This window comes from Pseudomonas aegrilactucae (assembly GCF_019168305.1).
Taxonomy (GTDB): Bacteria; Pseudomonadota; Gammaproteobacteria; order Pseudomonadales; family Pseudomonadaceae; genus Aquipseudomonas; species Aquipseudomonas aegrilactucae.
This window is the reverse complement of the sequence record NZ_JAHTBI010000016.1, coordinates 15,146-40,076: the sequence shown is the minus strand read 5'-3', so window position 1 is coordinate 40,076 and position 24,931 is coordinate 15,146. Positions and strand designations below refer to the sequence as shown.

Here is a 24,931-nt window from a genome sequence, read left to right as displayed (position 1 = left end):
TCTCCTAGGCTTGGCACGCCGCGGGCGCCGGGTTTACCAGCAGCTCCAGGGTCGTACGATCCAAAATTTGTGTATCCAGTTTGATATAGATGGCGGCTTCATCTGCCACCACCACTGCGTCGGTCACACCCGGCACGGCCTTGAGGCGCTCGGTCAAGCCCGCTTCACGAATCGCTTCAGGCGATAACGGCAGGCGCAGGCTCGTCACGTAAGGTGGTTCGCGCATAGTAACAGCTATGGCCAACCAAAGGGCACAGAGGCCTGCGCACCCCAGGAAAACCACGCTCAAACCACCGTGCTGGAACAGCCAGCCACCCATGATGCCGCCCAGCGCCGCGCCCAGGAACTGGCTGGTGGAGTACACCCCCATTGCCGTGCCCTTGCCCCCCGCAGGCGACACCTTGCTGATCAGCGACGGCAACGACGCCTCCAGCAGGTTGAAGGCGGTGAAGAAGATCACCGTGCCGATCACCAGCGCCTGCAAGCTGCGGCCGAACTCCCAGAAGAACAGCTCGGTCAGCATCAGCACACTGACCGCACCCAGCAGGACACGTTTCATCTTGCGCTTTTTTTCACCGTAGATGATGAACGGAATCATTGCGAAGAATGAAACCAGCAAGGCGGTCAGGTAGACCCACCAGTGCTCTTCCTTGGGCAGGCCGCCGCGCTCGACGAACGCCAGCGGCAAGGCAACGAAGCTGGCCATCAGGATCGCGTGCAGCACGAAGATGCCCGCGTCCAGGCGCAACAGGTCGGGATGGCGCAAGGTCGGCCCCAGCGCCTGCCTGGCCACGCCCGACTCGCGGTGCGCCAAGGGGCCGTTGGAGGCCGGCACCACAAAGGCGATCAGGCCGATACCCACCAGCGCCATCGCCGCCGTGGCCAGGAACAGCCCCGACAGCCCGAAGGCACGGGTCACCAGCGGCCCCACCACCATCGCCACGGCAAACGACAGGCCGATGCTCATGCCGATCATGGCCATGGCCTTGGTGCGGTGCTGCTCGCGGGTCAGGTCCGACAGCAGCGCCATCACCGCCGCCGAAATCGCGCCGGCGCCCTGCAGGATACGCCCGGCAATCACACCCCAGATCGAGTCCGCCTGGGCCGCCAGCACACTGCCCAGGGCAAAGATCACCAACCCCAGGTAGATCACCGGGCGCCGGCCGATGCGATCGGAAACGACCCCGAACGGAATCTGCAGCACCGCCTGGGTCAGGCCGTAGGCGCCGATGGCCAGGCCGATCAGTGCGGGCGTGGCACCGGCCAGGTCCATGCCATAGGTGGCCAGTACCGGCAGCACCATGAACATGCCCAGCATACGGAAGGCGAACACCAGGGCCAGGCCGCCTGCGGCGCGCGTCTCGCTGCCGCTCATGCGTTCGCTGTGGGGATCGTGCATGGATAAACCTCGTGTGAACCGGCGGCGATTCTACCAGTCCCATCGGTTAACGGCATATACGCGACGCTTTGCCGCGTGATGGCAGCGCGCCGTATACTCCTCCGTTTATGCCCGCCGAGCGAGGCCGCAGTGGACAAGATCCTGATTCGTGGGGCACGTACCCACAACCTTAAGAACATCGACCTGACCCTGCCCCGGGACAAGCTGATCGTCATCACCGGCCTGTCCGGGTCCGGCAAGTCATCGCTGGCGTTCGACACCCTGTACGCCGAAGGCCAGCGCCGTTATGTGGAGTCGCTGTCGGCCTATGCTCGCCAGTTCCTCTCGATGATGGAAAAGCCCGACGTCGACACCATCGAAGGCCTGTCGCCGGCCATTTCCATCGAGCAGAAATCGACGTCGCACAACCCGCGCTCGACCGTGGGCACCATTACCGAGATCTACGACTACCTGCGCCTGCTGTATGCGCGGGTGGGCACCCCACGCTGCCCGGACCACGACATCCCGCTGGAGGCCCAGACCGTCAGCCAGATGGTCGACCTGGTGCTGGCCCAGCCCGAGGGCAGCAAGCTCATGCTGCTGGCCCCGGTGATCCGCGAGCGCAAGGGCGAGCACCTGGCGGTGTTCGAAGAGCTGCGCGCGCAGGGCTTCGTGCGCGCCCGCGTCAACGGCAAGCTGTTCGAGCTGGACGAGTTGCCCAAGCTGGACAAGCAGAAGAAGCACAGCATCGATGTGGTGGTGGACCGCTTCAAGGTGCGCGAAGACCTGCAGCAGCGCCTGGCCGAGTCGTTCGAGACCGCGCTGAAGCTGGCCGACGGCATCGCCCTGGTGGCGCCGATGGACGACGAGCCTGGCGAAGAGATGATCTTCTCCGCGCGCTTCGCCTGCCCGATCTGCGGCCATGCGATCAGCGAACTGGAACCCAAGCTGTTCTCGTTCAACAACCCCGCTGGCGCCTGCCCGACCTGCGACGGTCTGGGGGTCAAGCAGTTCTTCGACATCAAGCGCCTGGTCAATGGCGAGCTGACCCTGGCCGAGGGTGCGATCCGTGGCTGGGACCGGCGCAACGTCTACTACTTCCAGATGCTCGGCTCACTGGCTGCGCACTATGGCTTCAGCCTCGAGGTGCCGTTCAACGAACTGCCGGCCGAACAGCAGAAGGTCATCCTCAGCGGCAGCGGCAAGCAGAACGTCGATTTCAAGTACCTCAACGACCGTGGCGATATCGTCAAGCGATCGCACCCGTTCGAAGGCATCGTGCCGAACCTGGAGCGACGCTACCGCGAAACCGAGTCGGCCACCGTGCGTGAAGAACTGGCCAAGTTCCTCAGCACCCAGCCCTGCCCTGATTGCCGTGGCACCCGCTTGCGTCGCGAGGCGCGGCACGTGTGGGTGGGCGAGAAAACCCTGCCGGCGGTGACCAACCTGCCGATCGGCGATGCCAGCGACTATTTTGGCGGCCTCAAGCTGACCGGGCGACGCGGCGAGATCGCCGACAAGATCCTCAAGGAGATCTGCGAACGCCTGCAGTTCCTGGTCAACGTGGGCCTGGACTACCTGACCCTGGACCGCAGTGCCGACACCTTGTCCGGCGGCGAAGCCCAGCGTATCCGTCTGGCCAGCCAGATCGGCGCGGGGCTGGTGGGGGTGATGTACATCCTCGACGAGCCGTCCATCGGCCTGCATCAGCGCGACAACGATCGCCTGCTCGGCACCCTCAACCACCTGCGCGATATCGGCAACACGGTGATCGTGGTGGAGCATGACGAGGATGCCATTCGCATGGCCGACTACGTGGTCGATATCGGCCCGGGCGCCGGCGTGCACGGTGGCCAGATCGTTGCCGAGGGGACCCCGGCCGAAGTGATGGCGCACCCGGACTCGCTGACCGGCAAGTACCTCTCGGGACGGGTCAAGATTGCCGTGCCGGCCAAGCGTACCCCGCGCAACAAGAAGCTCTCGCTCAAACTCAAGGGCGCGCGTGGCAACAACCTGCAGAACGTCGACCTGGAAATCCCGATCGGCCTGCTGACCTGCGTCACCGGCGTGTCGGGATCAGGCAAGTCGACGTTGATCAACAACACCCTGTTCCCGCTGGCCGCCACGGCGCTCAATGGTGCCAGCACCCTGGAGGCAGCCGCTCACGACAGCTGTGACGGCCTGCAGCACCTGGACAAGGTGGTCGACATCGACCAGAGCCCGATCGGCCGTACGCCGCGCTCCAACCCGGCAACCTATACCGGGCTGTTCACGCCGATCCGCGAACTGTTCTCCGGCGTGCCGGAGTCGCGCTCGCGTGGCTACGGGCCAGGGCGCTTCTCGTTCAACGTCAAGGGCGGGCGCTGCGAGGCGTGCCAGGGCGATGGCCTGATCAAGGTCGAGATGCACTTCCTGCCGGATATCTACGTGCCGTGCGACGTGTGCAAGAGCAAGCGCTACAACCGCGAGACCCTGGAGATCAAGTACAAGGGCAAGAACATCCACGAGGTGCTGGAAATGACCATCGAGGAAGCCCGCGAGTTCTTCGATGCGGTACCGGCGCTGGCGCGCAAGCTGCAGACCCTGATGGATGTGGGGCTGTCGTACATCAAGCTGGGGCAGTCGGCGACCACGCTGTCCGGTGGCGAAGCGCAGCGGGTCAAGCTGTCACGCGAGCTGTCCAAGCGTGATACCGGCAAGACGCTGTATATCCTCGATGAACCGACCACCGGCCTGCACTTCGCGGACATCCAGCAGTTGCTGGACGTGCTGCACCGCCTGCGCGACCACGGCAACACGGTGGTGGTGATCGAGCACAACCTGGACGTGATCAAGACCGCCGACTGGCTGGTGGACCTTGGACCTGAGGGTGGTTCCAAGGGCGGTCAGATCATCGCCTGCGGTACGCCTGAGGAGCTGGCCGAGATGAAACAGTCGCACACGGGGTATTACCTCAAGCCGCTGCTGATTCGCGACCGCGCCTGAGGCCGGCTCCTGCGAAAGCAGTGTGCGGCAGGAACAAAAAAAAGGCCATCGGGCGAACCCGATGGCCTTTTTCATTGCAAGACCGATTACATCTGCGACTGCAGGTAGTTCTCCAGGCCGAGCGACTTGATCAGGCCCTGCTGCTTCTCCAGCCAGTAGGTGTGATCTTCTTCGGTGTCGGCCAACTGAACGCGCAGGATGTCACGGCTGATGTAGTCCTTGTGCAGCTCGCACAGCTCGATACCCTTGCACAACGCGGCGCGCACCTTGTACTCCAGGCGCAGATCGGCAGCGATCATCTCCGGCACGGTGGTGCCGATATCGAGGTCGTCCGGGCGCATGCGCGGAGTGCCTTCCAGCATGAGGATACGGCGCATCAGGGCGTCGGCGTGTTGCGCCTCTTCTTCCATCTCGTGGTTGATACGTTCGAAGAGCTTGCTCAAGCCCCAGTCTTCGTACATCCGCGAGTGAATGAAATATTGGTCGCGTGCTGCCAGTTCGCCCGTCAGCAACGTGTTGAGGTAATCGATTACGTCCGGGTGACCTTGCATTGCCCTGACTCTCCCTGTTTGAAAGCCATAGTGTGAACCAGGATGACTGACAGGTCACTGCAAATTACGCTAAAACCGCTAAAAAAGTGGGTAAACAGTAGTCAATTGCATTGAAAAACCGCCCGGATGCGGGCGGTTCTCCTTATCACTTCGACTTAGGCCAGATTCAGACCCAATGCCTTTGCAATTCCACCGCCATAGGCCGGATCGGCCTTGAAAAAGTGCTGCAACTGACGCTCTACCACGTCAGCCGACACACTGACCATGGTGCCGGCAATGTTGCTGATCAGCAGGGCCTTCTGTTCATCATTCATCAAGCGGAACAGTGCACCGGCGTGGCTGTAGTAGTCGGTGTCTTCCCGATGGTCGTGGCGGTCTGCAGCGCCGCCCAGGGCCAAGGCCGGCTCGGCGTACTGCGGGGCCTGCTTGGGCGCCGTGGCATAGCTGTTGGGCTCGTAGTTCGGCGCAGCGCCGCCATTGCTGCCAAAGGCCATCGAACCATCGCGCTGGTAGCTGTTCACCGGGCTGCGTGGGGCGTTCACCGGCAGTTGCTGGTGATTGGTACCCACACGGTAGCGGTGCGCGTCTGCGTAGGCGAACACGCGCCCCTGCAGCATGCGGTCAGGCGACAGGCCCACACCCGGCACCATGTTGCTCGGACCGAACGCGGCCTGCTCCACCTCGGCAAAGTAGTTGAGCGGGTTGCGGTTGAGCTCCAGCTCACCGACCTCGATCAGCGGGTAGTCCTTCTGCGACCAGGTCTTGGTCACATCGAACGGGTTCTCGGCGCGACTGGCGGCCTCGGCTTCGCTCATGACCTGAATGCACACGCTCCACTTGGGGAAGTCACCGCGTTCGATGGCCTCGAACAGGTCGCGCTGGGCGTAGTCGGGGTCGGTACCTGCCAGGCGCGCAGCATCGGCCGGCGCCAGGTTCTTGATGCCCTGCTTGGTCTTGAAGTGCCATTTGACCCAGGTGCGCTGGCCTTGCGCATTGATCAGGCTGTAGGTATGGCTGCCAAAGCCGTGCATATGTCGGTAGCCGTCAGGGATGCCGCGGTCCGAGAACAGGATAGTGACCTGGTGCAGCGCCTCCGGCGAATGCGACCAGAAGTCCCACATGGCTTGCGGGCTCTTCAGGTTGCTCTGCGGCAAACGCTTTTGCGTATGAATGAAATCGGGGAACTTCAGCGGGTCGCGAATGAAGAATACCGGAGTGTTGTTGCCAACAATGTCCCAGTTGCCTTCCTCGGTGTAGAACTTCAGGGCGAAACCACGCGGGTCACGCTCGGTATCGGCCGAACCACGCTCGCCGCCCACGGTGGAGAAGCGCAGGAAGGTCTCGGTCTGCTTGCCGACGCTGCTGAACAGCCTGGCACTGGTGTACTGAGTGATATCGCGGCTGACGGTGAAGGTACCGTAGGCGCCCGAGCCCTTGGCGTGCACGCGGCGCTCAGGGATGTTCTCGCGGTTGAAGTGGGCGAGCTTTTCAATCAGGTGAAAATCATCCAGCAACAACGGGCCACGCGGACCGGCAGAGCGCGAATTCTGATTGTCGGCGACCGGTGCGCCACTGGCGGTGGTCAACGTTGTGTTCTGGCTCATGTACTTTCTCCCTTATCAGACTGATGCGGCCGGCTAATCGGCTAGGAGGGAGTATTGCTCAGGAACATGACACCATCAAATTCATTAGATGATTGAGATCAATAGATTATTTCAATTCAATCAGGCACAAAAAACCGGGCACTAGGCCCGGCTTCTTGTTACAGACTGTTCGCCTTACTCAGCAGCTTCAACCGAGCCACCAACAGGACGATCAACCAGCTCGACGTACGCCATAGGTGCGTTATCGCCAGCGCGGAAGCCGCACTTGAGGATACGCAGGTAGCCGCCCTGACGGGTGGCATAGCGCTTGCCCAGATCGTTGAACAGCTTACCGACGATTTCTTTCGAACGCGTACGGTCGAAAGCCAGACGACGGTTAGCAACGCTGTCTTCCTTGGCCAGGGTGATCAGCGGCTCGGCAACGCGGCGCAGTTCCTTGGCTTTTGGCAGAGTAGTTTTGATCAGCTCGTGCTCGAACAGCGACACCGCCATGTTCTGGAACATGGCCTTACGGTGAGAGCTGGTACGGCTCAGGTGACGTCCACTTTTACGATGACGCATGGGTTCATTCCTTACCAAACACTACGTTCGGTGATTACGACGATCAGGCAGTCGCCTTGTCGTCCTTCTTAAGACTTGCAGGCGGCCAGTTGTCGAGGCGCATGCCGAGGGACAGACCACGGGAGGCCAGAACGTCCTTGATTTCGGTCAAGGATTTCTTGCCCAGGTTCGGAGTCTTCAACAGTTCTACTTCGGTACGCTGAATCAGGTCGCCGATGTAGTAAATGTTCTCCGCCTTAAGGCAGTTGGCCGAACGCACGGTCAATTCCAGATCGTCAACCGGACGAAGCAGGATCGGATCGATCTCGTCTTCCTGTTCGACTACCACTGGTTCGCTGTCACCCTTGAGGTCGACGAATGCAGCCAACTGCTGTTGCAGGATGGTTGCAGCACGACGGATTGCCTCTTCAGGATCCAGAGTACCGTTGGTTTCCAGATCAATAACCAGCTTGTCCAGGTTAGTACGCTGCTCGACACGGGCGTTTTCCACCACGTATGCGATACGGCGAACCGGGCTGAACGAAGAGTCGAGCTGCAAGCGACCAATGCTGCGGCTTTCGTCTTCATCGCTCTGACGCGAATCGGCCGGTTCATAACCACGACCACGAGCTACGGTGAGCTTCATGTTCAAGGCGCCATTCGACGCCAGGTTAGCGATTACGTGATCGGGGTTAACGATCTCGACATCATGATCCAGCTGAATATCGGCAGCGGTAACCACCCCCGAACCCTTCTTCGACAAGGTCAGCGTAACTTCGTCACGACCGTGCAGCTTGATAGCCAGGCCTTTCAGGTTCAACAGGATTTCAATGACATCTTCCTGTACACCTTCGATGGCGGAGTACTCGTGGAGCACACCGTCAATCTCGGCCTCGACTACTGCACAGCCAGGCATGGAGGACAACAGGATGCGGCGCAGCGCGTTGCCCAGGGTATGGCCGAAACCGCGCTCGAGAGGCTCGAGCGTGATTTTAGCGCGGGTTGGACTGACGACCTGCACATCAATGTGGCGGGGCGTCAGGAACTCATTTACCGAAATCTGCATGGATGCACCTATTTTCTAGCCCTTACTTGGAGTAGAGCTCGACAATCAGGCTTTCGTTGATGTCGGCAGACAGATCACTGCGAGCAGGAACGTTCTTGAAAACGCCCGACTTCTTCGCGGTGTCTACATCTACCCACTCAACGCGGCCACGCTGGGCGCACAGTTCAAGGGCTTGAACAATGCGCAGCTGGTTCAGCGACTTCTCGCGAACCGCGACCACGTCACCCGGACGAACTTGGTAGGACGGAACGTTTACAGTCTTGCCGTTAACGCTGATCGCTTTGTGCGAAACCAGCTGACGGGATTCGGCACGAGTAGCGCCAAAGCCCATACGATAAACGACGTTATCCAGACGGCATTCGAGCAGTTGCAGCAGGTTCTCACCAGTAGCGCCCTTCGAGGAGGCCGCTTGCTTGTAGTAACCGCTGAACTGACGCTCGAGCACGCCGTAGATACGACGGACTTTTTGCTTTTCACGCAGCTGGGTGCCGTAGTCGGACTGACGACCGCGGCGCTGACCGTGAATACCTGGGGCTGCTTCGATGTTGCACTTCGATTCCAGAGCGCGAACGCCGCTCTTCAGGAACAGATCAGTGCCTTCACGACGAGACAGTTTGCATTTTGGACCAATGTAACGTGCCATTTATCTGTCTCCTGATTACACGCGGCGCTTCTTCGGCGGACGGCACCCGTTATGCGGGATTGGCGTCACGTCGGTGATGCTGGCGATCTTATAGCCACAGCCGTTCAGAGCACGAACAGCGGACTCACGACCTGGACCTGGACCCTTGACGTTGACGTCGAGGTTCTTCAGACCATATTCCAGCGCAGCTTGACCAGCACGTTCAGCAGCTACTTGAGCAGCGAACGGGGTGGACTTGCGGGAACCGCGGAAACCCGAACCGCCGGAGGTAGCCCAGGACAGGGCGTTACCTTGACGATCGGTAATGGTCACGATGGTGTTGTTAAAAGATGCATGGATGTGGGCGATGCCATCAACCACTGTCTTTTTAACTTTTTTACGAGGACGAGCAGCAGGTTTTGCCATTTCTAAATTCCTGTCGATTCGCTGGTGCGATTACTTGCGGATCGGCTTACGCGGACCTTTACGGGTACGCGCGTTGGTCTTGGTACGCTGACCGCGTACTGGCAGACCCCGACGATGACGCAGGCCACGGTAGCAACCCAGGTCCATCAACCGCTTGATTTTCATGTTGATGTCACGACGCAGATCACCTTCGGTGATGTACTTCGCGACTTCAGTACGCAGCGATTCAACCTGCTCGTCGCTCAGATCCTTGATCTTTGCGGCTGGGTTGACCCCAGTGTCTGCACAGATTTTCTGCGCAGTAGTGCGACCAACACCATAGATGTAGGTCAGCGAGATAACAGTGTGCTTGTTATCTGGAATGTTGACGCCTGCAATACGGGCCATTCAGTGGGACTCCAATTGACAGCTACCTACGCCCCGGAAGCCAAGAAATAGGGCGCGAGATAATATCGCTGTAGAAACAAATAATCAACCCAGCAGCGCACTAGCTGCTGGGTTTGAAGCACAGATCACACTCAGCCTTGGCGCTGCTTGTGACGTGGTTCCGCGCTGCAAATCACTCGCACAACACCTTCGCGGCGAATAATTTTGCAGTTACGGCACAGCTTTTTCACCGATGCACGAACTTTCATCACCAACTCCTCGAACCTTAAGGGTCTCTCAGCGCAGCATGCTGCTGCCACCGTAGCCTTTCAGGTTGGCTTTCTTCATCAGGGATTCGTACTGGTGTGAAACGAGGTGCGATTGTACTTGGGACATGAAGTCCATCACAACCACTACCACGATCAGCAACGAGGTCCCGCCAAGGTAGAACGGAACGTTGGCCGCCACCACCAGGAACTGGGGCAACAGACACACGGCCGTCATATAAAGAGCACCGAACATGGTCAAGCGGGTCAGAACGCCATCAATGTAGCGTGCCGACTGCTCACCTGGACGGATACCCGGAATAAAGGCACCGGACTTCTTCAGGTTTTCCGCTACGTCTTTCGGATTGAACATCAACGCCGTATAGAAGAAGCAGAAGAAAATAATCCCTGCACTAAACAGCAGAATATTCAACGGCTGACCAGGAGCGATCGACTGCGAGATGTCCTGCAACCAGCCCATACCTTCAGACTGACCGAACCAGGCACCCAGCGAAGCCGGGAACAGCAAAATGCTGCTTGCGAAAATGGCCGGAATTACACCTGCCATGTTCACTTTCAGCGGCAAGTGGCTAGTCTGCGCAGCGAAGACCTTGCGACCCTGCTGACGCTTGGCGTAGTGAACGGCGATTCGACGCTGACCACGCTCAATGAACACCACAAAACCGATAATCGCTACTGCCAGCAAACCGATAGCGACCAGAGCGAAAATGTTGATATCGCCCGTACGTGCAGACTCGAAAGACTGCCCGATTGCTCTCGGAAGACCGGCGACGATACCTGCGAAAATCAACATCGAGATACCGTTGCCTACACCGCGCTCCGTGATTTGCTCACCCAGCCACATCATGAACATCGCGCCTGCCACAAACGTGGAAACCGCGACGAAATGGAAGCCAAAGTCAGCAGAAAACGCTACACCCTGACCGGCCAGGCCGATGGACATGCCAACAGCCTGGACCAGCGCCAGGATAACGGTGCCGTAGCGGGTGTACTGGCTGATCTTGCGACGGCCAGCTTCACCTTCCTTCTTCAACTGCTCCAGCTGCGGGCTGACGGCGGTCATCAGCTGCATGATGATCGATGCCGAAATATACGGCATGATCCCCAGTGCAAAGATGCTCATCCGCTCCAGCGCACCGCCGGAAAACATGTTGAACAAGCTAAGAATGGTCCCCTCATTCTGTCGAAACAGTTCCGCCAGCCGGTCCGGGTTGATGCCTGGAACTGGGATGTGTGCGCCTATCCGATAGACGATGATCGCCAGAAACAGAAAACGCAGACGAGCCCAAAGTTCAGACATCCCGCCTTTACCGAGCGAAGAGAGAGCACCTTGCTTAGCCATTTATTCCTCGAACTTGCCGCCAGCTGCTTCGATAGCCGCACGCGCACCTTTGGTGGCTGCGATACCCTTGATGGTGACCGCGCGAGTAACTTCGCCGGACAGCATGATTTTCACACGCTGTACGCTTTGGTTAATCACGTTGGCATCCTTCAAGGATTGCACGGTGACAACGTCGCCTTCCACTTTGGCCAGCTCGGACAGACGCACTTCTGCGCGGTCCATGGCTTTCAGCGAAACGAAGCCGAACTTCGGCAGACGACGGTGCAGCGGCTGTTGACCGCCTTCAAAGCCAGGAGCGATGGTGCCACCGGAGCGGGAGGTCTGACCTTTGTGGCCGCGGCCACCGGTCTTGCCCAAACCACTACCGATACCACGACCCGGGCGATGCTTCTCGCGACGGGAACCCGGCGCAGGACTCAGATCATTGAGTTTCATCGATTAACCCTCGACGCGCAGCATGTAGTAAGCCTTGTTGATCATCCCGCGATTCTCGGGAGTATCCAGGACTTCTACAGTGTGACCGATGCGACGCAGACCCAGACCCTTAACACACAGTTTGTGGTTAGGGATGCGGCCGGTCATGCTTTTGATCAGCGTTACTTTGACGGTAGCCATGATCAGCGGATCTCCTCGACGCTCTTGCCGCGCTTGGCAGCAATGGATTCAGGAGATTGCATAGCCTTCAGACCCTTGAAAGTGGCATGAACCACGTTCACTGGGTTGGTCGAGCCGTAGCACTTGGCCAGAACGTTCTGAACGCCAGCAACTTCCAGGACAGCACGCATCGCGCCACCGGCAATGATACCGGTACCGTCGGAAGCAGGCTGCATGTACACCTTCGACGCGCCATGGGCGGACTTGGTGGCGTACTGCAGCGTGGTACCGTTCAGGTCTACCTGAATCATGTTGCGACGAGCAGCTTCCATGGCTTTCTGGATCGCTGCAGGTACTTCGCGCGATTTGCCACGGCCGAAACCAACGCGACCCTTGCCATCACCTACCACGGTCAACGCGGTGAAGGTGAAGATACGGCCGCCTTTGACGGTTTTGGCTACGCGGTTAACTTGAACCAGCTTCTCGATGTAGCCTTCGTCGCGCTTTTGATCGTTATTTGACATAACTTAGAACTCCAGTCCGCCTTCACGAGCACCATCAGCCAGCGCTTTAACGCGGCCGTGATACTTGAAGCCAGAACGGTCAAAGGCAACTTGAGATACACCGGCGGCTTTCGCGCGCTCAGCTACCAGCTTGCCAACCTTAGTGGCCGCGTCGATGTTGCCAGTGGCGCCATCACGCAGGTCTTTGTCCAAAGTCGAGGCGCTGGCCAGGACTTTGCTGCCGTCGGCCGAAATGACCTGGGCATAGATGTGCTGCGAGGAGCGGAACACGCAGAGACGCACGACTTCGAGTTCGTGCATTTTCAGGCGTGCTTTGCGAGCGCGACGCAGTCGAGTAACTTTTTTGTCGGTCATTTGCTATGCCCTACTTCTTCTTGGCTTCTTTACGACGGACGACTTCGTCCGCGTAACGCACACCCTTGCCTTTGTACGGCTCTGGTGGACGGAAGTCGCGGATTTCAGCGGCCACCTGACCTACCAGCTGCTTGTCGATGCCCTTGATCAGGATATCGGTCTGGCTAGGGGTCTCAGCGGTGATGCCCTCAGGCAGTTCATAATCCACTGGGTGCGAGAAGCCGAGCGCCAGGTTCAGCACGGTGCCCTTGGCTTGCGCCTTGTAACCAACACCGACCAGCTGGAGCTTGCGCTCGAAGCCTTGGCTTACGCCTTGGACCATGTTGTTCACGAGTGCACGGGTAGTGCCGGCCATTGCGCGAGTTTGTTGGTCGCCATTGCGAGCAGCAAAACGCAGCTCACCAGCTTCTTCAACAACTTCAACGGACGAGTGAACGTTCAGTTCGAGAGTGCCCTTGGCACCCTTCACCGAAAGCTGTTGGCCGACGAATTTGACTTCGACACCGGCTGGCAGCTTAACGGGGTTCTTAGCGACGCGAGACATGCTTATCCCCCCTTAGAACACTGTGCAGAGTACTTCGCCGCCGACACCGGCAGCGCGCGCAGCACGATCCGTCATCACACCTTTGTTGGTGGAGACGATAGACACGCCAAGACCGCCACGTACTTTCGGCAGTTCTTCGACGGACTTGTACTGACGCAGGCCTGGACGACTTACGCGCTTGACTTCCTCGATGACCGGACGGCCTTCGAAGTATTTCAGCTCGATGGACAGCGAAGGTTTGACTTCACTGCTGACCTGATAACCCGCGATATAGCCTTCGTCTTTCAGAACTTTGGCTACAGCCACCTTCAGGGTCGAGGACGGCATGCTTACGACGGACTTTTCAGCCATCTGGGCATTACGGATTCGAGTTAGCATGTCCGCTAACGGGTCCTGCATACTCATGGGCTAGACGCTCCTGATACAAGAAAAATTAGCCTTTCGGCTACTACAGTCACCTGGACGCAACGGGCAAAAAACCCGGGCTCAGGTGAGCCGGTCATTCTAGACACATCCCAGAAACGAAACAAGCCCCATAAGGGGCTTGTTTCGTTGCAAGATCACCGGCGGTCGGAAGATTGCTCCCCCGCCGCCGGCGCCCTGCCGGCACGTCTTACCAGCTGGCTTTGACCAGACCTGGAACGTCACCGCGCATTGCCGCTTCACGCAGCTTGTTACGGCCGAGGCCGAACTTGCGGTAAACGCCGTGTGGACGGCCGGTGATGCGGCAGCGGTTACGCATGCGCGAGGCGCTTGCGTCACGTGGCTGCTTCTGCAGAGCAACAGAGGCTGCCCAACGTTCTTCTGGAGTTGCATTCAGATCAACGATGGTAGCTTTGAGCTCAGCACGCTTCTTGGCGTATTTAGCAACCGTGAGCTGACGCTTCAGCTCGCGGTTTTTCATGCTCTTCTTGGCCATTTTCCTACTCCAATCAGTTGCGGAACGGGAATTTGAAAGCACGCAGCAGAGCGCGGCCTTCGTCATCCGTACGAGCAGTGGTGGTCAGGGTAATGTCCAGACCGCGCAGAGCATCGATCTTGTCGTAGTCGATTTCCGGGAAGATGATCTGCTCTTTCACGCCCATGCTGTAGTTGCCACGACCATCGAAGGACTTGGCATTCAGGCCGCGGAAGTCGCGAACCCGAGGCAGGGAGATCGCCAGCAGGCGGTCCAGGAACTCGTACATACGATCACGGCGCAGAGTGACTTTGACGCCAATCGGCCAGCCCTCACGGACTTTGAAGCCCGCGATGGATTTCCGAGCGAAAGTCACAACGGCTTTTTGACCGGTGATCTTTTCCAGGTCAGCTACAGCGTGCTCGATGACTTTCTTGTCGCCGACAGCTTCGCCCAGACCCATGTTCAGGGTGATCTTGGTAACGCGCGGAACTTCCATCACGTTCGCCAGCTTAAGTTCTTCCTTAAGCTTGGGAGCAATTTCCTTCCGGTAAATCTCTTTCAGTCGTGCCATGGTCTTCTACCTAGCAGTGTTCAAGCATCAACCGCTTTTTGGGTCGACTTGAAGACACGAATTTTTTTGCCTTCTTCTACTTTGAAACCAACGCGGTCAGCCTTGTTGGTTTCGCCGTTGAAAATGGCGACGTTGGAAGCGTGCAGTGGCGCTTCTTTCTCGACGATACCGCCTTGTACGCCCGACATAGGGTTAGGCTTGGTATGACGCTTCACCAGGTTGATCCCACCAACGACCAGACGGTCATCAGCGAGAACCTTGAGCACCTTACCGCGCTTACCTTTGTCTTTGCCGGCGATCACGATGATCTCGTCGTCACGACGAATCTTTTGCATGTCGGATCTCCTTACAGCACTTCTGGGGCGAGCGAGACGATCTTCATGAACTTCTCAGTACGAAGTTCACGGGTCACTGGCCCAAAGATACGGGTGCCGATCGGCTCTTGCTTGTTGTTCAGCAGAACAGCAGCATTGCCATCAAAGCGGATGATGGAGCCGTCAGCACGACGGACACCGTGGCGAGTGCGGACTACAACAGCAGTCATCACTTGGCCTTTCTTCACTTTACCGCGAGGAATTGCTTCCTTGACGGTTACCTTGATGATGTCACCGATACCGGCGTAGCGACGGTGCGAACCGCCGAGCACCTTGATGCACATGACGCGACGAGCGCCGCTGTTATCGGCCACATCGAGCATGGATTGAGTCTGAATCATAAAATTTCTCCGACCCCTAGCCCTTAGACTTCAACAGCGCGTTCGAGAACTTCAACCAGTGCCCAGGACTTGGTCTTGGCCAGCGGACGGGTCTCGCGGATGGAGACCTTGTCGCCGATATGGCACTGGTTGGTTTCGTCGTGCGCGTGCAGCTTAGTGGAACGCTTAACGTATTTACCGTAGATCGGGTGCTTTACGCGACGCTCGATCAGAACGGTAATGGTTTTGTCCATCTTGTCGCTGACGACACGGCCAGTCAGCGTACGGACGGTTTTTTCAGCTTCAGCCATGATTACTTACCTGCCTGCTGGTTGAGCACAGTTTTCACGCGAGCGATGTCACGCTTAACTTGCGAGAGCAGGTGCGACTGCCCCAACTGGCCAGTTGCTTTCTGCATACGCAGATTGAACTGGTCGCGCAGCAAGCCGAGCAGTTGCTCGTTCAGCTGCTGTGCTGATTGTTCACGAAGTTCATTCGCTTTCATCACATCACCGTCCGCTTAACAAAGGAGGTGGCGAGAGGCAGCTTTGCAGCCGCCAAGGCGAAAGCCTCACGCGCCAGCTCTTCAGAAACACCCTCGATCTCGTACAGGACTTTGCCTGGCTGGATCTGGGCAACCCAGTACTCCACGGAACCCTTACCTTTACCCATCCGCACTTCGAGAGGCTTCTTGGAGATCGGCTTGTCCGGGAATACACGGATCCAGATCTTGCCGCCACGTTTTACGTGACGGGTCAGGGCACGACGTGCCGATTCGATCTGGCGAGCGGTGAGACGACCGCGAGCAACAGCTTTAAGAGCAAATTCGCCGAAGCTGACTTTGCTACCGCGCAGTGCCAGACCACGGTTGTGGCCAGTCATCTGCTTGCGGAATTTTGTACGCTTAGGTTGCAACATTTGGCGTACCCCTTACTTAGCAGCTTTTTTACGAGGCGCTGGTGCTTGTGGTTTCAGTTCTTCTTGGCGACCACCAATAACTTCGCCTTTGAAAATCCAAACCTTCACACCGATCACACCGTAAGTGGTGTGAGCTTCGTAAGTGGCATAGTCGATGTCGGCACGCAGGGTGTGCAGAGGCACACGACCTTCGCGATACCATTCAGTACGTGCGATTTCAGCACCGCCGAGACGACCGCTCACCTGGATCTTGATGCCCTTGGCACCAATACGCATGGCGTTCTGTACGGCGCGCTTCATGGCGCGACGGAACATCACACGACGCTCCAGCTGCTGAGCTACGCTCTGAGCTACCAGCATACCGTCGAGTTCCGGCTTGCGGATCTCTTCGATATTGATGTGCACAGGCACACCCATTTGCTTGGTCAGGTCCTGACGCAGTTTCTCAACATCCTCACCTTTCTTCCCGATAACGATACCTGGACGAGCGGTGTGGATGGTGATGCGTGCAGTTTGAGCCGGACGATGGATATCGATACGGCTAACGGACGCGCTTTTTAGTTTGTCTTGGAGGTACTCACGCACATTCAGATCTGCGAGCAAATAGTCCGCATAAGTCCGACCGTCTGCGTACCAGACGGAGGTGTGCTCCTTGACGATTCCCAGGCGAATGCCAGTGGGATGTACTTTCTGACCCATCTGATCGACTCCGTTACTTGTCCGCAACCTTGACAGTGATATGGCAAGACCGCTTGACGATGCGATCAGCGCGGCCTTTGGCACGCGGCATGATTCGCTTCAGCGAACGCCCTTCGTTGACGAAAACGGTGCTGACCTTCAGGTCATCAACGTCTGCGCCTTCGTTGTGTTCGGCGTTGGCAACGGCCGACTCGAGGACTTTCTTCATGATTTCAGCGGCTTTCTTGCTGCTGAAGGCCAACAGGTTGAGCGCTTCGCCCACCTTCTTCCCGCGGATCTGGTCGGCGACCAAGCGGGCTTTCTGGGCGGATATGCGAGCGCCCGACAACTTAGCGGCTACTTCCATTTCCTTACCCCTTAACGCTTGGCTTTCTTGTCAGCCACGTGCCCGCGGTAGGTGCGGGTACCGGCGAACTCGCCCAGTTTATGGCCGACCATGTCTTCGTTCACGAGAACTGGGACGTGTTGGCGACCGTTGTGTACCGCGATGGTCAGACCGACCATTTGTGGCAGGATCATCGAACGACGCGACCAGGTCTTAACTGGTTTGCGATCGTTCTTTTCCGCCGCCACTTCGATCTTCTTCAGTAGGTGAAGATCGATAAAAGGACCTTTTTTCAGAGAACGTGGCACTGTCGTATCCCTCTATTTACTTGCGACGACGGACGATCATTTTGTCGGTACGCTTATTACCACGAGTCTTCGCGCCCTTAGTCGGGAAGCCCCATGGCGATACCGGATGACGACCACCGGAGGTACGACCTTCACCACCACCATGTGGGTGGTCAACCGGGTTCATGGCAACACCACGAACGGTTGGGCGAACGCCACGCCAGCGTTTGGCACCAGCTTTACCCAGCGAACGCAGGCTGTGCTCGGAGTTCGAGACTTCACCCAGGGTCGCACGGCATTCAGCCAGGACTTTACGCATTTCACCAGAGCGCAGACGCAGGGTCACATAGACACCTTCGCGAGCGATCAGCTGAGCCGAAGCACCAGCGGAACGAGCGATCTGCGCACCTTTGCCCGGCTTCAGTTCGATGCCGTGAATGGTGCTACCCACTGGGATGTTGCGCAGTTGCAGGGAGTTGCCTGGCTTGATTGGAGCCAGAGCACCTGCAATCAGTTGGTCGCCAGCACTCACGCCTTTAGGGGCGATGATGTAGCGGCGCTCGCCGTCTGCGTAGCAGAGCAGTGCGATGTGAGCAGTACGGTTCGGGTCGTATTCGATACGCTCGACAGTGGCGACGATGCCGTCCTTGTCGTTGCGACGGAAGTCGACCATACGGTAATGCTGCTTATGACCACCACCTACGTGACGCGTAGTGATGCGGCCATTGTTGTTACGACCACCAGACTTCGATTTCTTCTCGAGCAGCGGTGCGTGAGGAGCGCCTTTATGCAGCTCCTTGTTGACCACCTTGACCACGAAACGGCGGCCAGGGGAAGTCGGTTTGCATTTAACGATTGCCATGATGCACCCCTTCCTTACTCAGCACTGCTGCTGAAATCGAGATCTTGGCCGGGTTGAAGGGAGATGATCGCCTTCTTCCAGTCATTACGCTTGCCCAGACCGCGAGCGGTACGCTTGGTCTTACCCAGAACGTTCAGGGTAGTCACGCTTTCCACTTTCACGCTGAACAGGCTTTCGACGGCCTTCTTGATTTCCAGCTTGGTTGCATCAGTAGCAACCTTGAAAACGAACTGGCCTTTCTTGTCAGCCAGAACCGTGGCCTTCTCGGAAACGTGCGGGCCAAGTAGAACTTTAAATACGCGTTCCTGGTTCATCCCAGCAGCTCCTCGAATTTCTTCACGGCCGACACGGTGATCAACACCTTGTCGTATGCGATCAGACTGACCGGATCGGAACCCTGTACGTCACGTACGTCGACGTGCGGCAGGTTGCGAGCAGCCAGGTACAGATTCTGATCAACAGCGTCAGAAACGATCAGTACGTCGCTCAGACCCATGCCATTCAGCTTGTTCAGCAGATCTTTGGTTTTCGGTGCTTCAACAGCGAAGTCCTGAACCACGACCAGACGGTCGGTACGCACCAGCTCGGCGAGGATGGAACGCATTGCTGCGCGGTACATCTTCTTGTTGAGCTTTTGCGAGTGATCTTGAGGACGAGCTGCGAAAGTGGTACCGCCGCCACGCCAGATTGGGCTACGGATGGTACCGGCACGAGCGCGGCCAGTGCCTTTCTGACGCCATGGGCGCTTACCGCCACCGGATACGTCGGAACGGGTTTTCTGCTGCTTGGTGCCCTGACGGCCGCCGGCCATGTAGGCCACGACTGCTTGGTGTACCAGCGTCTCGTTGAATTCGCCGCCGAAAGTCAGTTCGGAAACTTCGATCGCTTGAGCGTCATTTACATTTAGTTGCATGTCAGCTTCCCCTTAACCGCGAGCCTTGGCAGCCGGACGCACAACCAGATTGCCGCCAGTTGCGCCAGGAACGGCACCCTTGACCAGCAACAGATTGCGTTCAGCGTCGACGCGCACTACTTCGAGGGACTGAACGGTCACGCGCTCGGCGCCCATGTGACCGGACATTTTTTTGCCCTTGAATACACGACCAGGAGTCTGGCACTGGCCGATAGAGCCCGGGACGCGGTGGGAAACGGAGTTACCGTGGGTATTGTCTTGACCGCGGAAATTCCAACGCTTGATGGTACCGGCAAAGCCTTTACCTTTCGACTGACCGGTAACATCTACCATTTGGCCAGCAGCGAAGATTTCTGCATTGATCAAGTCGCCAGCCTGGTACTCGCCTTCTTCAAGGCGGAACTCCCAGACACCGCGACCAGCGGCAACGTTCGCTTTAGCGAAGTGACCTGCCTGAGCAGCAGTCACACGCGAAGCGCGACGCTCACCGACAGTGACTTGCACTGCACGATAGCCATCAGTTTCTTCGGTTTTGAACTGGGTGACGCGATTCGGCTCGATCTCAATGACCGTGACCGGAATGGAGACACCTTCTTCGGTGAAAATACGGGTCATACCGCATTTACGACCGACTACACCAATAGTCATGTTGTAAACCTCATGAGTGTACGGGGCTTTCACCCGCTATGGCCGCCCATTTCAGAGCGTTACACGACTAAGACCGTGTCTTAGCCGAGGCTGATCTGCACTTCCACACCGGCCGCAAGATCAAGCTTCATAAGAGCATCAACGGTTTTATCCGTTGGCTGGACGATGTCCAGAACGCGCTTATGAGTACGGATCTCGTACTGGTCGCGCGCGTCTTTGTTGACGTGCGGAGAGACCAGAACGGTGAACCGCTCTTTACGGGTAGGCAGTGGAATTGGACCACGCACTTGAGCACCAGTACGTTTCGCGGTTTCCACGATTTCCTGGGTGGATTGGTCGATCAGGCGATGGTCAAAAGCCTTCAACCTGATACGGATTTGCTGATTTTGCATTGGATTTCAGACTCCAGGCTGCTATTCCCACCGGGCGCACTACGCCCGTTAAAAGGAGGCGTGATTCTATAGACACCCCCACTGAGTGTCAACCCAATAAAAAAGCCCCCGCAAAAGCGGGGGCCTTTTTAAACGATCAACGATTACGCGATGATTTTGGCTACGACGCCGGCGCCGACGGTACGACCGCCTTCACGGATAGCGAAACGCAGACCGTCTTCCATTGCGATGGTCTTGATCAGGGTGACTTCCATCTGGACGTTGTCACCTGGCATTACCATTTCAACGCCTTCTGGCAGCTGGCAGTTACCAGTCACGTCAGTAGTACGGAAGTAGAACTGAGGACGGTAGCCTTTGAAGAACGGAGTGTGGCGACCGCCTTCTTCTTTGCTCAGAACATAGACTTCTGCGGTGAACTGGGTGTGCGGCTTGACCGAACCTGGCTTGACCAGAACCTGGCCACGCTCAACGTCGTCACGCTTGGTGCCGCGCAGCAGCACGCCGCAGTTCTCGCCAGCACGACCTTCGTCGAGCAGCTTGCGGAACATCTCAACACCGGTGCAGGTAGTGGTGGTGGTGTCACGCAGACCAACGATTTCCAGAGCGTCTTGAACGCGGACGATACCACGCTCGATACGACCGGTAACAACGGTACCACGACCCGAGATCGAGAATACGTCTTCGATTGGCATCAGGAACGGCTTGTCGATAGCACGCTCAGGCTCTGGGATGTAGCTGTCCAGAGTCTCAACCAGCTTCTTGACAGCGGTGGTGCCCATTTCGTTGTCGTCTTTGCCTTCCAGCGCCATACGAGCCGAACCGACGATGATCGGAGTGTCGTCGCCTGGGAACTCATAGGTGTTCAGCAGGTCACGAACTTCCATCTCGACCAGTTCCAGCAGCTCAGCGTCGTCTACCAGGTCAGCCTTGTTCAGGAAGACCACGATGTACGGAACGCCAACCTGACGGGACAGCAGGATGTGCTCACGGGTTTGTGGCATCGGACCATCAGCGGCCGAACAAACCAGGATAGCGCCGTCCATCTGCGCAGCACCGGTGATCATGTTCTTCACGTAGTCAGCGTGACCTGGGCAGTCGACGTGAGCGTAGTGACGGATCTTCGAGTTGTACTCGACGTGCGCGGTGTTGATGGTGATACCGCGAGCTTTCTCTTCTGGAGCGCTGTCGATCTTGTCGAAATCAACGACTGCCGAACCGAAAACTTCGGAGCAGACGCGAGTCAGAGCTGCGGTCAGAGTGGTTTTACCGTGGTCAACGTGACCGATGGTGCCAACGTTGACGTGCGGAAGGGAACGATCAAATTTTTCTTTAGCCACGACAATAAACTCCTAGCCTAAAGGACTGGATTAGCCTTGTTTTTTAACGAGAGCTTCGACGATATTCGACGGAGCTTCGGCGTATTTGGAGAATTCCATAGAGTAGCTCGCGCGACCCTGAGACATGGAACGAACGTCGGTCGCATAACCGAACATCTCCCCGAGCGGCACTTCAGCACGGACAACCTTGCCGGAGACCGAATCATCCATACCCTGGATCAGACCACGACGACGGTTCAGGTCACCCATCACGTCACCCATGTAGTCTTCCGGGGTAACAACTTCAACCTTCATGATCGGCTCGAGAACCACGCCACCGCCCTTCTGGGCCAGTTGCTTGGTTGCCATCGAAGCAGCGACCTTGAACGCCATTTCGTTGGAGTCGACGTCGTGGTACGAACCGTCGAATACCGTGGCCTTGAGGCCGATCAGAGGATAACCGGCAACGACGCCGTTCTTCATCTGCTCTTCGATACCCTTCTGGATCGGGGCGATGAATTCCTTAGGAATCACACCACCAACGACTTCGTTGGCGAACACCAGACCTTCGGTGATGTTGCCTTTGTCGTCCACGTCCGGCTCCGAGAAACGGATCCAGCAGTGACCGAACTGACCACGTCCACCCGACTGACGAACGAACTTGCCTTCGATCTCAACGTTGGACTTGGTGATCTTCTCGCGGTACGAAACCTGCGGCTTGCCGATGTTGGCTTCGACGTTGAACTCGCGCTTCATGCGGTCAACGAGGATGTCCAGGTGCAGCTCACCCATACCCGAGATGATGGTCTGACCGGTTTCTTCATCGGTCTTGACGCGGAACGACGGGTCTTCCTGAGCCAGCTTGCCCAGTGCGATACCCATCTTTTCCTGGTCCTGCTTGGTTTTCGGCTCAACAGCAACCGAAATCACAGGCTCCGGGAAATCCATACGCTCGAGGATGATCGGCTTGTCGGCGTTGCACAGGGTGTCACCGGTGGTGACGTCCTTCATGCCGATCAGAGCAGCGATGTCGCCTGCGCGTACTTCCTTGATCTCTTCACGCTGGTTGGCGTGCATCTGCACCATACGACCAACGCGCTCTTTCTTGCCCTTGACCGAGTTGATCACGGAGTCGCCCGAGCTCAGGAAGCCCGAGTAGACGCGCACGAAAGTCAGAGTACCCACGAACGGGTCGGTGGCAATCTTGAACGCCAGAGCCGAGAACGGCTCTTCGTCGGAAGCGTGACGCTCGTCGTAGTCAGCCTCGACCAGCTCTTCTTTCGACTTCTCGATCAGATCAGGGTGGATACCTTTGATCGCCGGGATTTCGGTAGGAGCAGGCAGGAAGTCGATCACGGCGTCGAGAACCAGGGGAACACCCTTGTTCTTGAACGACGAACCGCAGACCGCCGGGACGATTTCGCTTGCCAGGGTGCGCGCACGCAGACCGGCCTTGATTTCGTCGATGGTCAGCTCTTCGCCTTCCAGGTACTTGTTCATCAGCTCTTCGCTGGACTCGGCAGCCGCTTCAACCATGTTGGAGCGCCACTCTTGAGCCATCTCAAGCATGTCGGCAGGAATTTCTTCCTCGCGCGGCGAAGTACCCTTGTCGTCGTCGTTCCAGTAGACAGCCTTCATCTTGATCAGATCGATCTGACCCTGGAAGTTGTCTTCCGAACCGATTGCCAGCTGGATCGGAACCGGGGTGTGACCCAGGCGGTTCTTGATCTGGCCGATAACGCGCAGGAAGTCGGCGCCGGCACGGTCCATCTTGTTCACGTAAACAACACGTGGAACGCCGTACTTGTTGGCTTGACGCCATACGGTTTCGGACTGTGGCTCTACACCGGAAGTACCGCAGAACACAACGACCGCGCCGTCGAGTACACGCAGCGAACGCTCAACTTCAATGGTGAAGTCAACGTGGCCGGGGGTATCGATGACGTTTACGCGGTAGTTGTCGTACTGACCGACAGAACCCTTCCAGAAGGTGGTAACGGCAGCAGAGGTAATGGTAATACCCCGCTCCTGCTCCTGCACCATCCAGTCGGTGGTCGCGGCGCCATCATGCACCTCGCCCATCTTGTGGCTCAGGCCTGTGTAGAACAGGATCCGCTCGGTAGTGGTAGTTTTACCCGCATCAACGTGCGCGCAAATACCAATGTTACGGTAGCGGTTAATTGCTGTAGTACGAGCCATAAAGCCCTCGCAAAATGATTGATGCCAGAATTAGAAGCGGTAGTGCGAGAACGCTTTGTTGGCTTCAGCCATACGGTGTACGTCTTCACGCTTCTTGACTGCAGCACCCTTGCCTTCAGCAGCATCCAGCAACTCGCCGGCCAGGCGCAGGGCCATAGACTTCTCGCCGCGCTTGCGGGCGTAGTCTACCAACCAGCGCATTGCCAGGGCGTTACGACGGGACGGACGAACTTCAACCGGAACCTGGTAAGTAGCACCGCCAACACGGCGCGACTTCACTTCGACCAGCGGAGCGATGGCGTCGAGAGCTTTCTCGAAGATTTCCAGGGGGTCGCTGTTCTTGCGCTCTTTGACCTTGTCCAGCGCACCGTAAACGATACGCTCGGCAACGGCCTTCTTGCCGCTTTCCATCACGTGGTTCATGAACTTGGCGAGAATCTGCGACCCGTATTTTGGATCGTCCAGAATCTCACGCTTGGCTGCTACACGACGTCTTGGCATTGATAAGCCCTCAAACGGTCTTCAGGTTAGCTCGGGACAGGGAACCCAGGGGTTGCGTGCCCGACCTTACTCTTATCGACTCAATAAAATTGATAACTGCAATGTGCTGCAAACGGCCGATTACTTCGGACGCTTGGTACCGTACTTCGAACGACCTTGGTTACGACCTTTGACGCCGGAGGTATCCAGGGAGCCGCGAACGGTGTGGTAACGAACACCTGGCAAGTCTTTTACACGACCGCCGCGGATCAGTACCACGCTGTGCTCTTGCAGGTTGTGGCCTTCACCGCCGATGTACGAGGAAACCTCGAAACCGTTGGTCAGGCGCACACGGCATACTTTACGCAGTGCCGAGTTAGGTTTTTTCGGCGTGGTGGTGTACACACGGGTGCACACGCCACGACGTTGCGGGCAGTTCTGCAGCGCAGGAACGTCGGATTTCTCGACGATACGCTTACGCGGCTGACGTACCAGCTGGTTGATAGTTGCCATCTACTAGCTCCACTGTTGTCTTGCGACGCT

The 24,931-nt window shown here is 57.7% G+C and carries 36 protein-coding genes; 1 reads left to right on the top strand and 35 read right to left on the bottom strand.

The genetic code is table 11. The features are described from left to right. Positions 1-4: 4 nt before the first annotated feature. Positions 5-1,399, bottom strand: a complete 1,395-nt coding sequence (locus tag KUO17_RS06190) for an MFS transporter (RefSeq protein ID WP_217974290.1) — start codon at positions 1,397-1,399, stop codon at positions 5-7. A gap of 129 nt (positions 1,400-1,528) precedes the next feature. On the opposite strand from KUO17_RS06190, the gene uvrA reads away from it, so the two are divergent. After that, positions 1,529-4,363, top strand: coding sequence for an excinuclease ABC subunit UvrA (gene uvrA, locus KUO17_RS06185; RefSeq protein ID WP_217974288.1), 2,835 nt, complete (start codon positions 1,529-1,531; stop codon positions 4,361-4,363). 86 nt (positions 4,364-4,449) lie between these two features. On the opposite strand, the gene bfr is transcribed toward uvrA, so the two are convergent. The 34 genes from bfr to rpsL form a co-directional block, all read right to left on the bottom strand. Beyond that, positions 4,450-4,914, bottom strand: coding sequence for a bacterioferritin (gene bfr / locus KUO17_RS06180; protein ID WP_217974286.1), 465 nt, complete (start codon positions 4,912-4,914; stop codon positions 4,450-4,452). A gap of 155 nt (positions 4,915-5,069) precedes the next feature. Then, positions 5,070-6,518, bottom strand: coding sequence for a catalase (locus KUO17_RS06175; protein WP_217974285.1), 1,449 nt, complete (start codon positions 6,516-6,518; stop codon positions 5,070-5,072). A 174-nt stretch (positions 6,519-6,692) separates the two neighbouring features. Continuing rightward, on the bottom strand, positions 6,693-7,079 hold the full coding sequence (gene rplQ / locus KUO17_RS06170; protein ID WP_002555463.1) for a 50S ribosomal protein L17: 387 nt from the start codon (positions 7,077-7,079) through the stop codon (positions 6,693-6,695). Positions 7,080-7,122: 43 nt separating this feature from the next. After that, positions 7,123-8,124, bottom strand: coding sequence for a DNA-directed RNA polymerase subunit alpha (locus KUO17_RS06165; RefSeq protein ID WP_003186012.1), 1,002 nt, complete (start codon positions 8,122-8,124; stop codon positions 7,123-7,125). Between the two features lie 22 nt (positions 8,125-8,146). Next, positions 8,147-8,767 (bottom strand): 30S ribosomal protein S4, encoded by a 621-nt coding sequence (gene rpsD, locus KUO17_RS06160; RefSeq protein ID WP_043861923.1) that lies wholly within the window; start codon positions 8,765-8,767, stop codon positions 8,147-8,149. Positions 8,768-8,782: 15 nt separating this feature from the next. Next, complete coding sequence (gene rpsK, locus KUO17_RS06155) at positions 8,783-9,172, bottom strand: 30S ribosomal protein S11 (RefSeq protein WP_002555466.1); 390 nt, start codon at positions 9,170-9,172, stop codon at positions 8,783-8,785. Between the two features lie 30 nt (positions 9,173-9,202). Then, entirely contained in the window at positions 9,203-9,559 is a 357-nt protein-coding gene (gene rpsM / locus KUO17_RS06150) for a 30S ribosomal protein S13 (RefSeq protein WP_038998488.1), read from the bottom strand. 131 nt (positions 9,560-9,690) lie between these two features. Continuing rightward, the gene (rpmJ, locus tag KUO17_RS06145; RefSeq protein ID WP_002555468.1) at positions 9,691-9,807 is read right to left on the bottom strand and encodes a 50S ribosomal protein L36; all 117 of its coding nucleotides are present in this window, start codon (positions 9,805-9,807) and stop codon (positions 9,691-9,693) included. Positions 9,808-9,835: 28 nt separating this feature from the next. Continuing rightward, positions 9,836-11,167, bottom strand: a complete 1,332-nt coding sequence (secY, locus tag KUO17_RS06140) for a preprotein translocase subunit SecY (protein ID WP_163942086.1) — start codon at positions 11,165-11,167, stop codon at positions 9,836-9,838. Next, complete coding sequence (rplO, locus tag KUO17_RS06135; RefSeq protein ID WP_115085069.1) at positions 11,168-11,602, bottom strand: 50S ribosomal protein L15; 435 nt, start codon at positions 11,600-11,602, stop codon at positions 11,168-11,170. Positions 11,603-11,605: 3 nt separating this feature from the next. Beyond that, positions 11,606-11,782 carry a 50S ribosomal protein L30 gene (gene rpmD / locus KUO17_RS06130; RefSeq protein ID WP_003186033.1) on the bottom strand — a complete coding sequence of 59 codons (177 nt, stop codon included), beginning with the start codon at positions 11,780-11,782 and terminating at the stop codon, positions 11,606-11,608. Between the two features lie 2 nt (positions 11,783-11,784). Further along, positions 11,785-12,285: a 30S ribosomal protein S5 gene (gene rpsE / locus KUO17_RS06125; RefSeq protein ID WP_043861926.1), complete on the bottom strand. Its 501-nt coding sequence runs from the start codon at positions 12,283-12,285 to the stop codon at positions 11,785-11,787. A 3-nt stretch (positions 12,286-12,288) separates the two neighbouring features. Continuing rightward, on the bottom strand, positions 12,289-12,639 hold the full coding sequence (gene rplR / locus KUO17_RS06120; protein WP_043861927.1) for a 50S ribosomal protein L18: 351 nt from the start codon (positions 12,637-12,639) through the stop codon (positions 12,289-12,291). A 10-nt stretch (positions 12,640-12,649) separates the two neighbouring features. Next, positions 12,650-13,183 (bottom strand): 50S ribosomal protein L6, encoded by a 534-nt coding sequence (rplF, locus tag KUO17_RS06115; RefSeq protein ID WP_043861928.1) that lies wholly within the window; start codon positions 13,181-13,183, stop codon positions 12,650-12,652. 12 nt (positions 13,184-13,195) lie between these two features. After that, a complete protein-coding gene (gene rpsH / locus KUO17_RS06110; protein ID WP_010220313.1) occupies positions 13,196-13,588 on the bottom strand; it encodes a 30S ribosomal protein S8 in 393 nt (130 codons plus the stop codon). A 208-nt stretch (positions 13,589-13,796) separates the two neighbouring features. Then, entirely contained in the window at positions 13,797-14,102 is a 306-nt protein-coding gene (gene rpsN, locus KUO17_RS06105) for a 30S ribosomal protein S14 (protein WP_217974283.1), read from the bottom strand. 13 nt (positions 14,103-14,115) lie between these two features. Further along, positions 14,116-14,655, bottom strand: coding sequence for a 50S ribosomal protein L5 (gene rplE / locus KUO17_RS06100; RefSeq protein ID WP_043861930.1), 540 nt, complete (start codon positions 14,653-14,655; stop codon positions 14,116-14,118). 20 nt (positions 14,656-14,675) lie between these two features. Beyond that, positions 14,676-14,990, bottom strand: coding sequence for a 50S ribosomal protein L24 (gene rplX / locus KUO17_RS06095; RefSeq protein WP_008374158.1), 315 nt, complete (start codon positions 14,988-14,990; stop codon positions 14,676-14,678). 11 nt (positions 14,991-15,001) lie between these two features. After that, entirely contained in the window at positions 15,002-15,370 is a 369-nt protein-coding gene (gene rplN / locus KUO17_RS06090) for a 50S ribosomal protein L14 (protein WP_002555479.1), read from the bottom strand. Between the two features lie 23 nt (positions 15,371-15,393). Then, on the bottom strand, positions 15,394-15,660 hold the full coding sequence (gene rpsQ / locus KUO17_RS06085) for a 30S ribosomal protein S17 (protein ID WP_008374160.1): 267 nt from the start codon (positions 15,658-15,660) through the stop codon (positions 15,394-15,396). A gap of 2 nt (positions 15,661-15,662) precedes the next feature. Further along, the gene (gene rpmC, locus KUO17_RS06080; protein ID WP_042123524.1) at positions 15,663-15,854 is read right to left on the bottom strand and encodes a 50S ribosomal protein L29; all 192 of its coding nucleotides are present in this window, start codon (positions 15,852-15,854) and stop codon (positions 15,663-15,665) included. Beyond that, the gene (gene rplP / locus KUO17_RS06075) at positions 15,854-16,267 is read right to left on the bottom strand and encodes a 50S ribosomal protein L16 (protein ID WP_003255479.1); all 414 of its coding nucleotides are present in this window, start codon (positions 16,265-16,267) and stop codon (positions 15,854-15,856) included. The genes rpmC and rplP overlap by 1 nt, the downstream gene beginning before the upstream one ends. A gap of 12 nt (positions 16,268-16,279) precedes the next feature. Further along, entirely contained in the window at positions 16,280-16,966 is a 687-nt protein-coding gene (gene rpsC / locus KUO17_RS06070; protein WP_010220308.1) for a 30S ribosomal protein S3, read from the bottom strand. Between the two features lie 13 nt (positions 16,967-16,979). Beyond that, entirely contained in the window at positions 16,980-17,312 is a 333-nt protein-coding gene (gene rplV, locus KUO17_RS06065; protein WP_003103908.1) for a 50S ribosomal protein L22, read from the bottom strand. An 11-nt stretch (positions 17,313-17,323) separates the two neighbouring features. Beyond that, a complete protein-coding gene (gene rpsS, locus KUO17_RS06060; RefSeq protein ID WP_002555486.1) occupies positions 17,324-17,599 on the bottom strand; it encodes a 30S ribosomal protein S19 in 276 nt (91 codons plus the stop codon). 16 nt (positions 17,600-17,615) lie between these two features. After that, the gene (rplB, locus tag KUO17_RS06055; protein ID WP_078481646.1) at positions 17,616-18,440 is read right to left on the bottom strand and encodes a 50S ribosomal protein L2; all 825 of its coding nucleotides are present in this window, start codon (positions 18,438-18,440) and stop codon (positions 17,616-17,618) included. Positions 18,441-18,454: 14 nt separating this feature from the next. After that, complete coding sequence (gene rplW / locus KUO17_RS06050; RefSeq protein ID WP_009397515.1) at positions 18,455-18,754, bottom strand: 50S ribosomal protein L23; 300 nt, start codon at positions 18,752-18,754, stop codon at positions 18,455-18,457. Beyond that, complete coding sequence (gene rplD / locus KUO17_RS06045) at positions 18,751-19,353, bottom strand: 50S ribosomal protein L4 (RefSeq protein ID WP_163942092.1); 603 nt, start codon at positions 19,351-19,353, stop codon at positions 18,751-18,753. The genes rplW and rplD overlap by 4 nt, the downstream gene beginning before the upstream one ends. Before the next feature lie 12 nt (positions 19,354-19,365). Next, a complete protein-coding gene (gene rplC, locus KUO17_RS06040) occupies positions 19,366-20,001 on the bottom strand; it encodes a 50S ribosomal protein L3 (RefSeq protein WP_043861931.1) in 636 nt (211 codons plus the stop codon). A gap of 80 nt (positions 20,002-20,081) precedes the next feature. After that, complete coding sequence (gene rpsJ, locus KUO17_RS06035) at positions 20,082-20,393, bottom strand: 30S ribosomal protein S10 (protein ID WP_003186070.1); 312 nt, start codon at positions 20,391-20,393, stop codon at positions 20,082-20,084. Positions 20,394-20,536: 143 nt separating this feature from the next. Further along, positions 20,537-21,730, bottom strand: coding sequence for an elongation factor Tu (gene tuf / locus KUO17_RS06030; protein ID WP_217974281.1), 1,194 nt, complete (start codon positions 21,728-21,730; stop codon positions 20,537-20,539). Between the two features lie 30 nt (positions 21,731-21,760). Then, on the bottom strand, positions 21,761-23,908 hold the full coding sequence (gene fusA / locus KUO17_RS06025; protein ID WP_217974279.1) for an elongation factor G: 2,148 nt from the start codon (positions 23,906-23,908) through the stop codon (positions 21,761-21,763). A gap of 30 nt (positions 23,909-23,938) precedes the next feature. Further along, complete coding sequence (rpsG, locus tag KUO17_RS06020; RefSeq protein ID WP_008089143.1) at positions 23,939-24,409, bottom strand: 30S ribosomal protein S7; 471 nt, start codon at positions 24,407-24,409, stop codon at positions 23,939-23,941. A 120-nt stretch (positions 24,410-24,529) separates the two neighbouring features. Next, entirely contained in the window at positions 24,530-24,901 is a 372-nt protein-coding gene (gene rpsL, locus KUO17_RS06015; RefSeq protein ID WP_003186084.1) for a 30S ribosomal protein S12, read from the bottom strand. Positions 24,902-24,931: the final 30 nt, after the last annotated feature.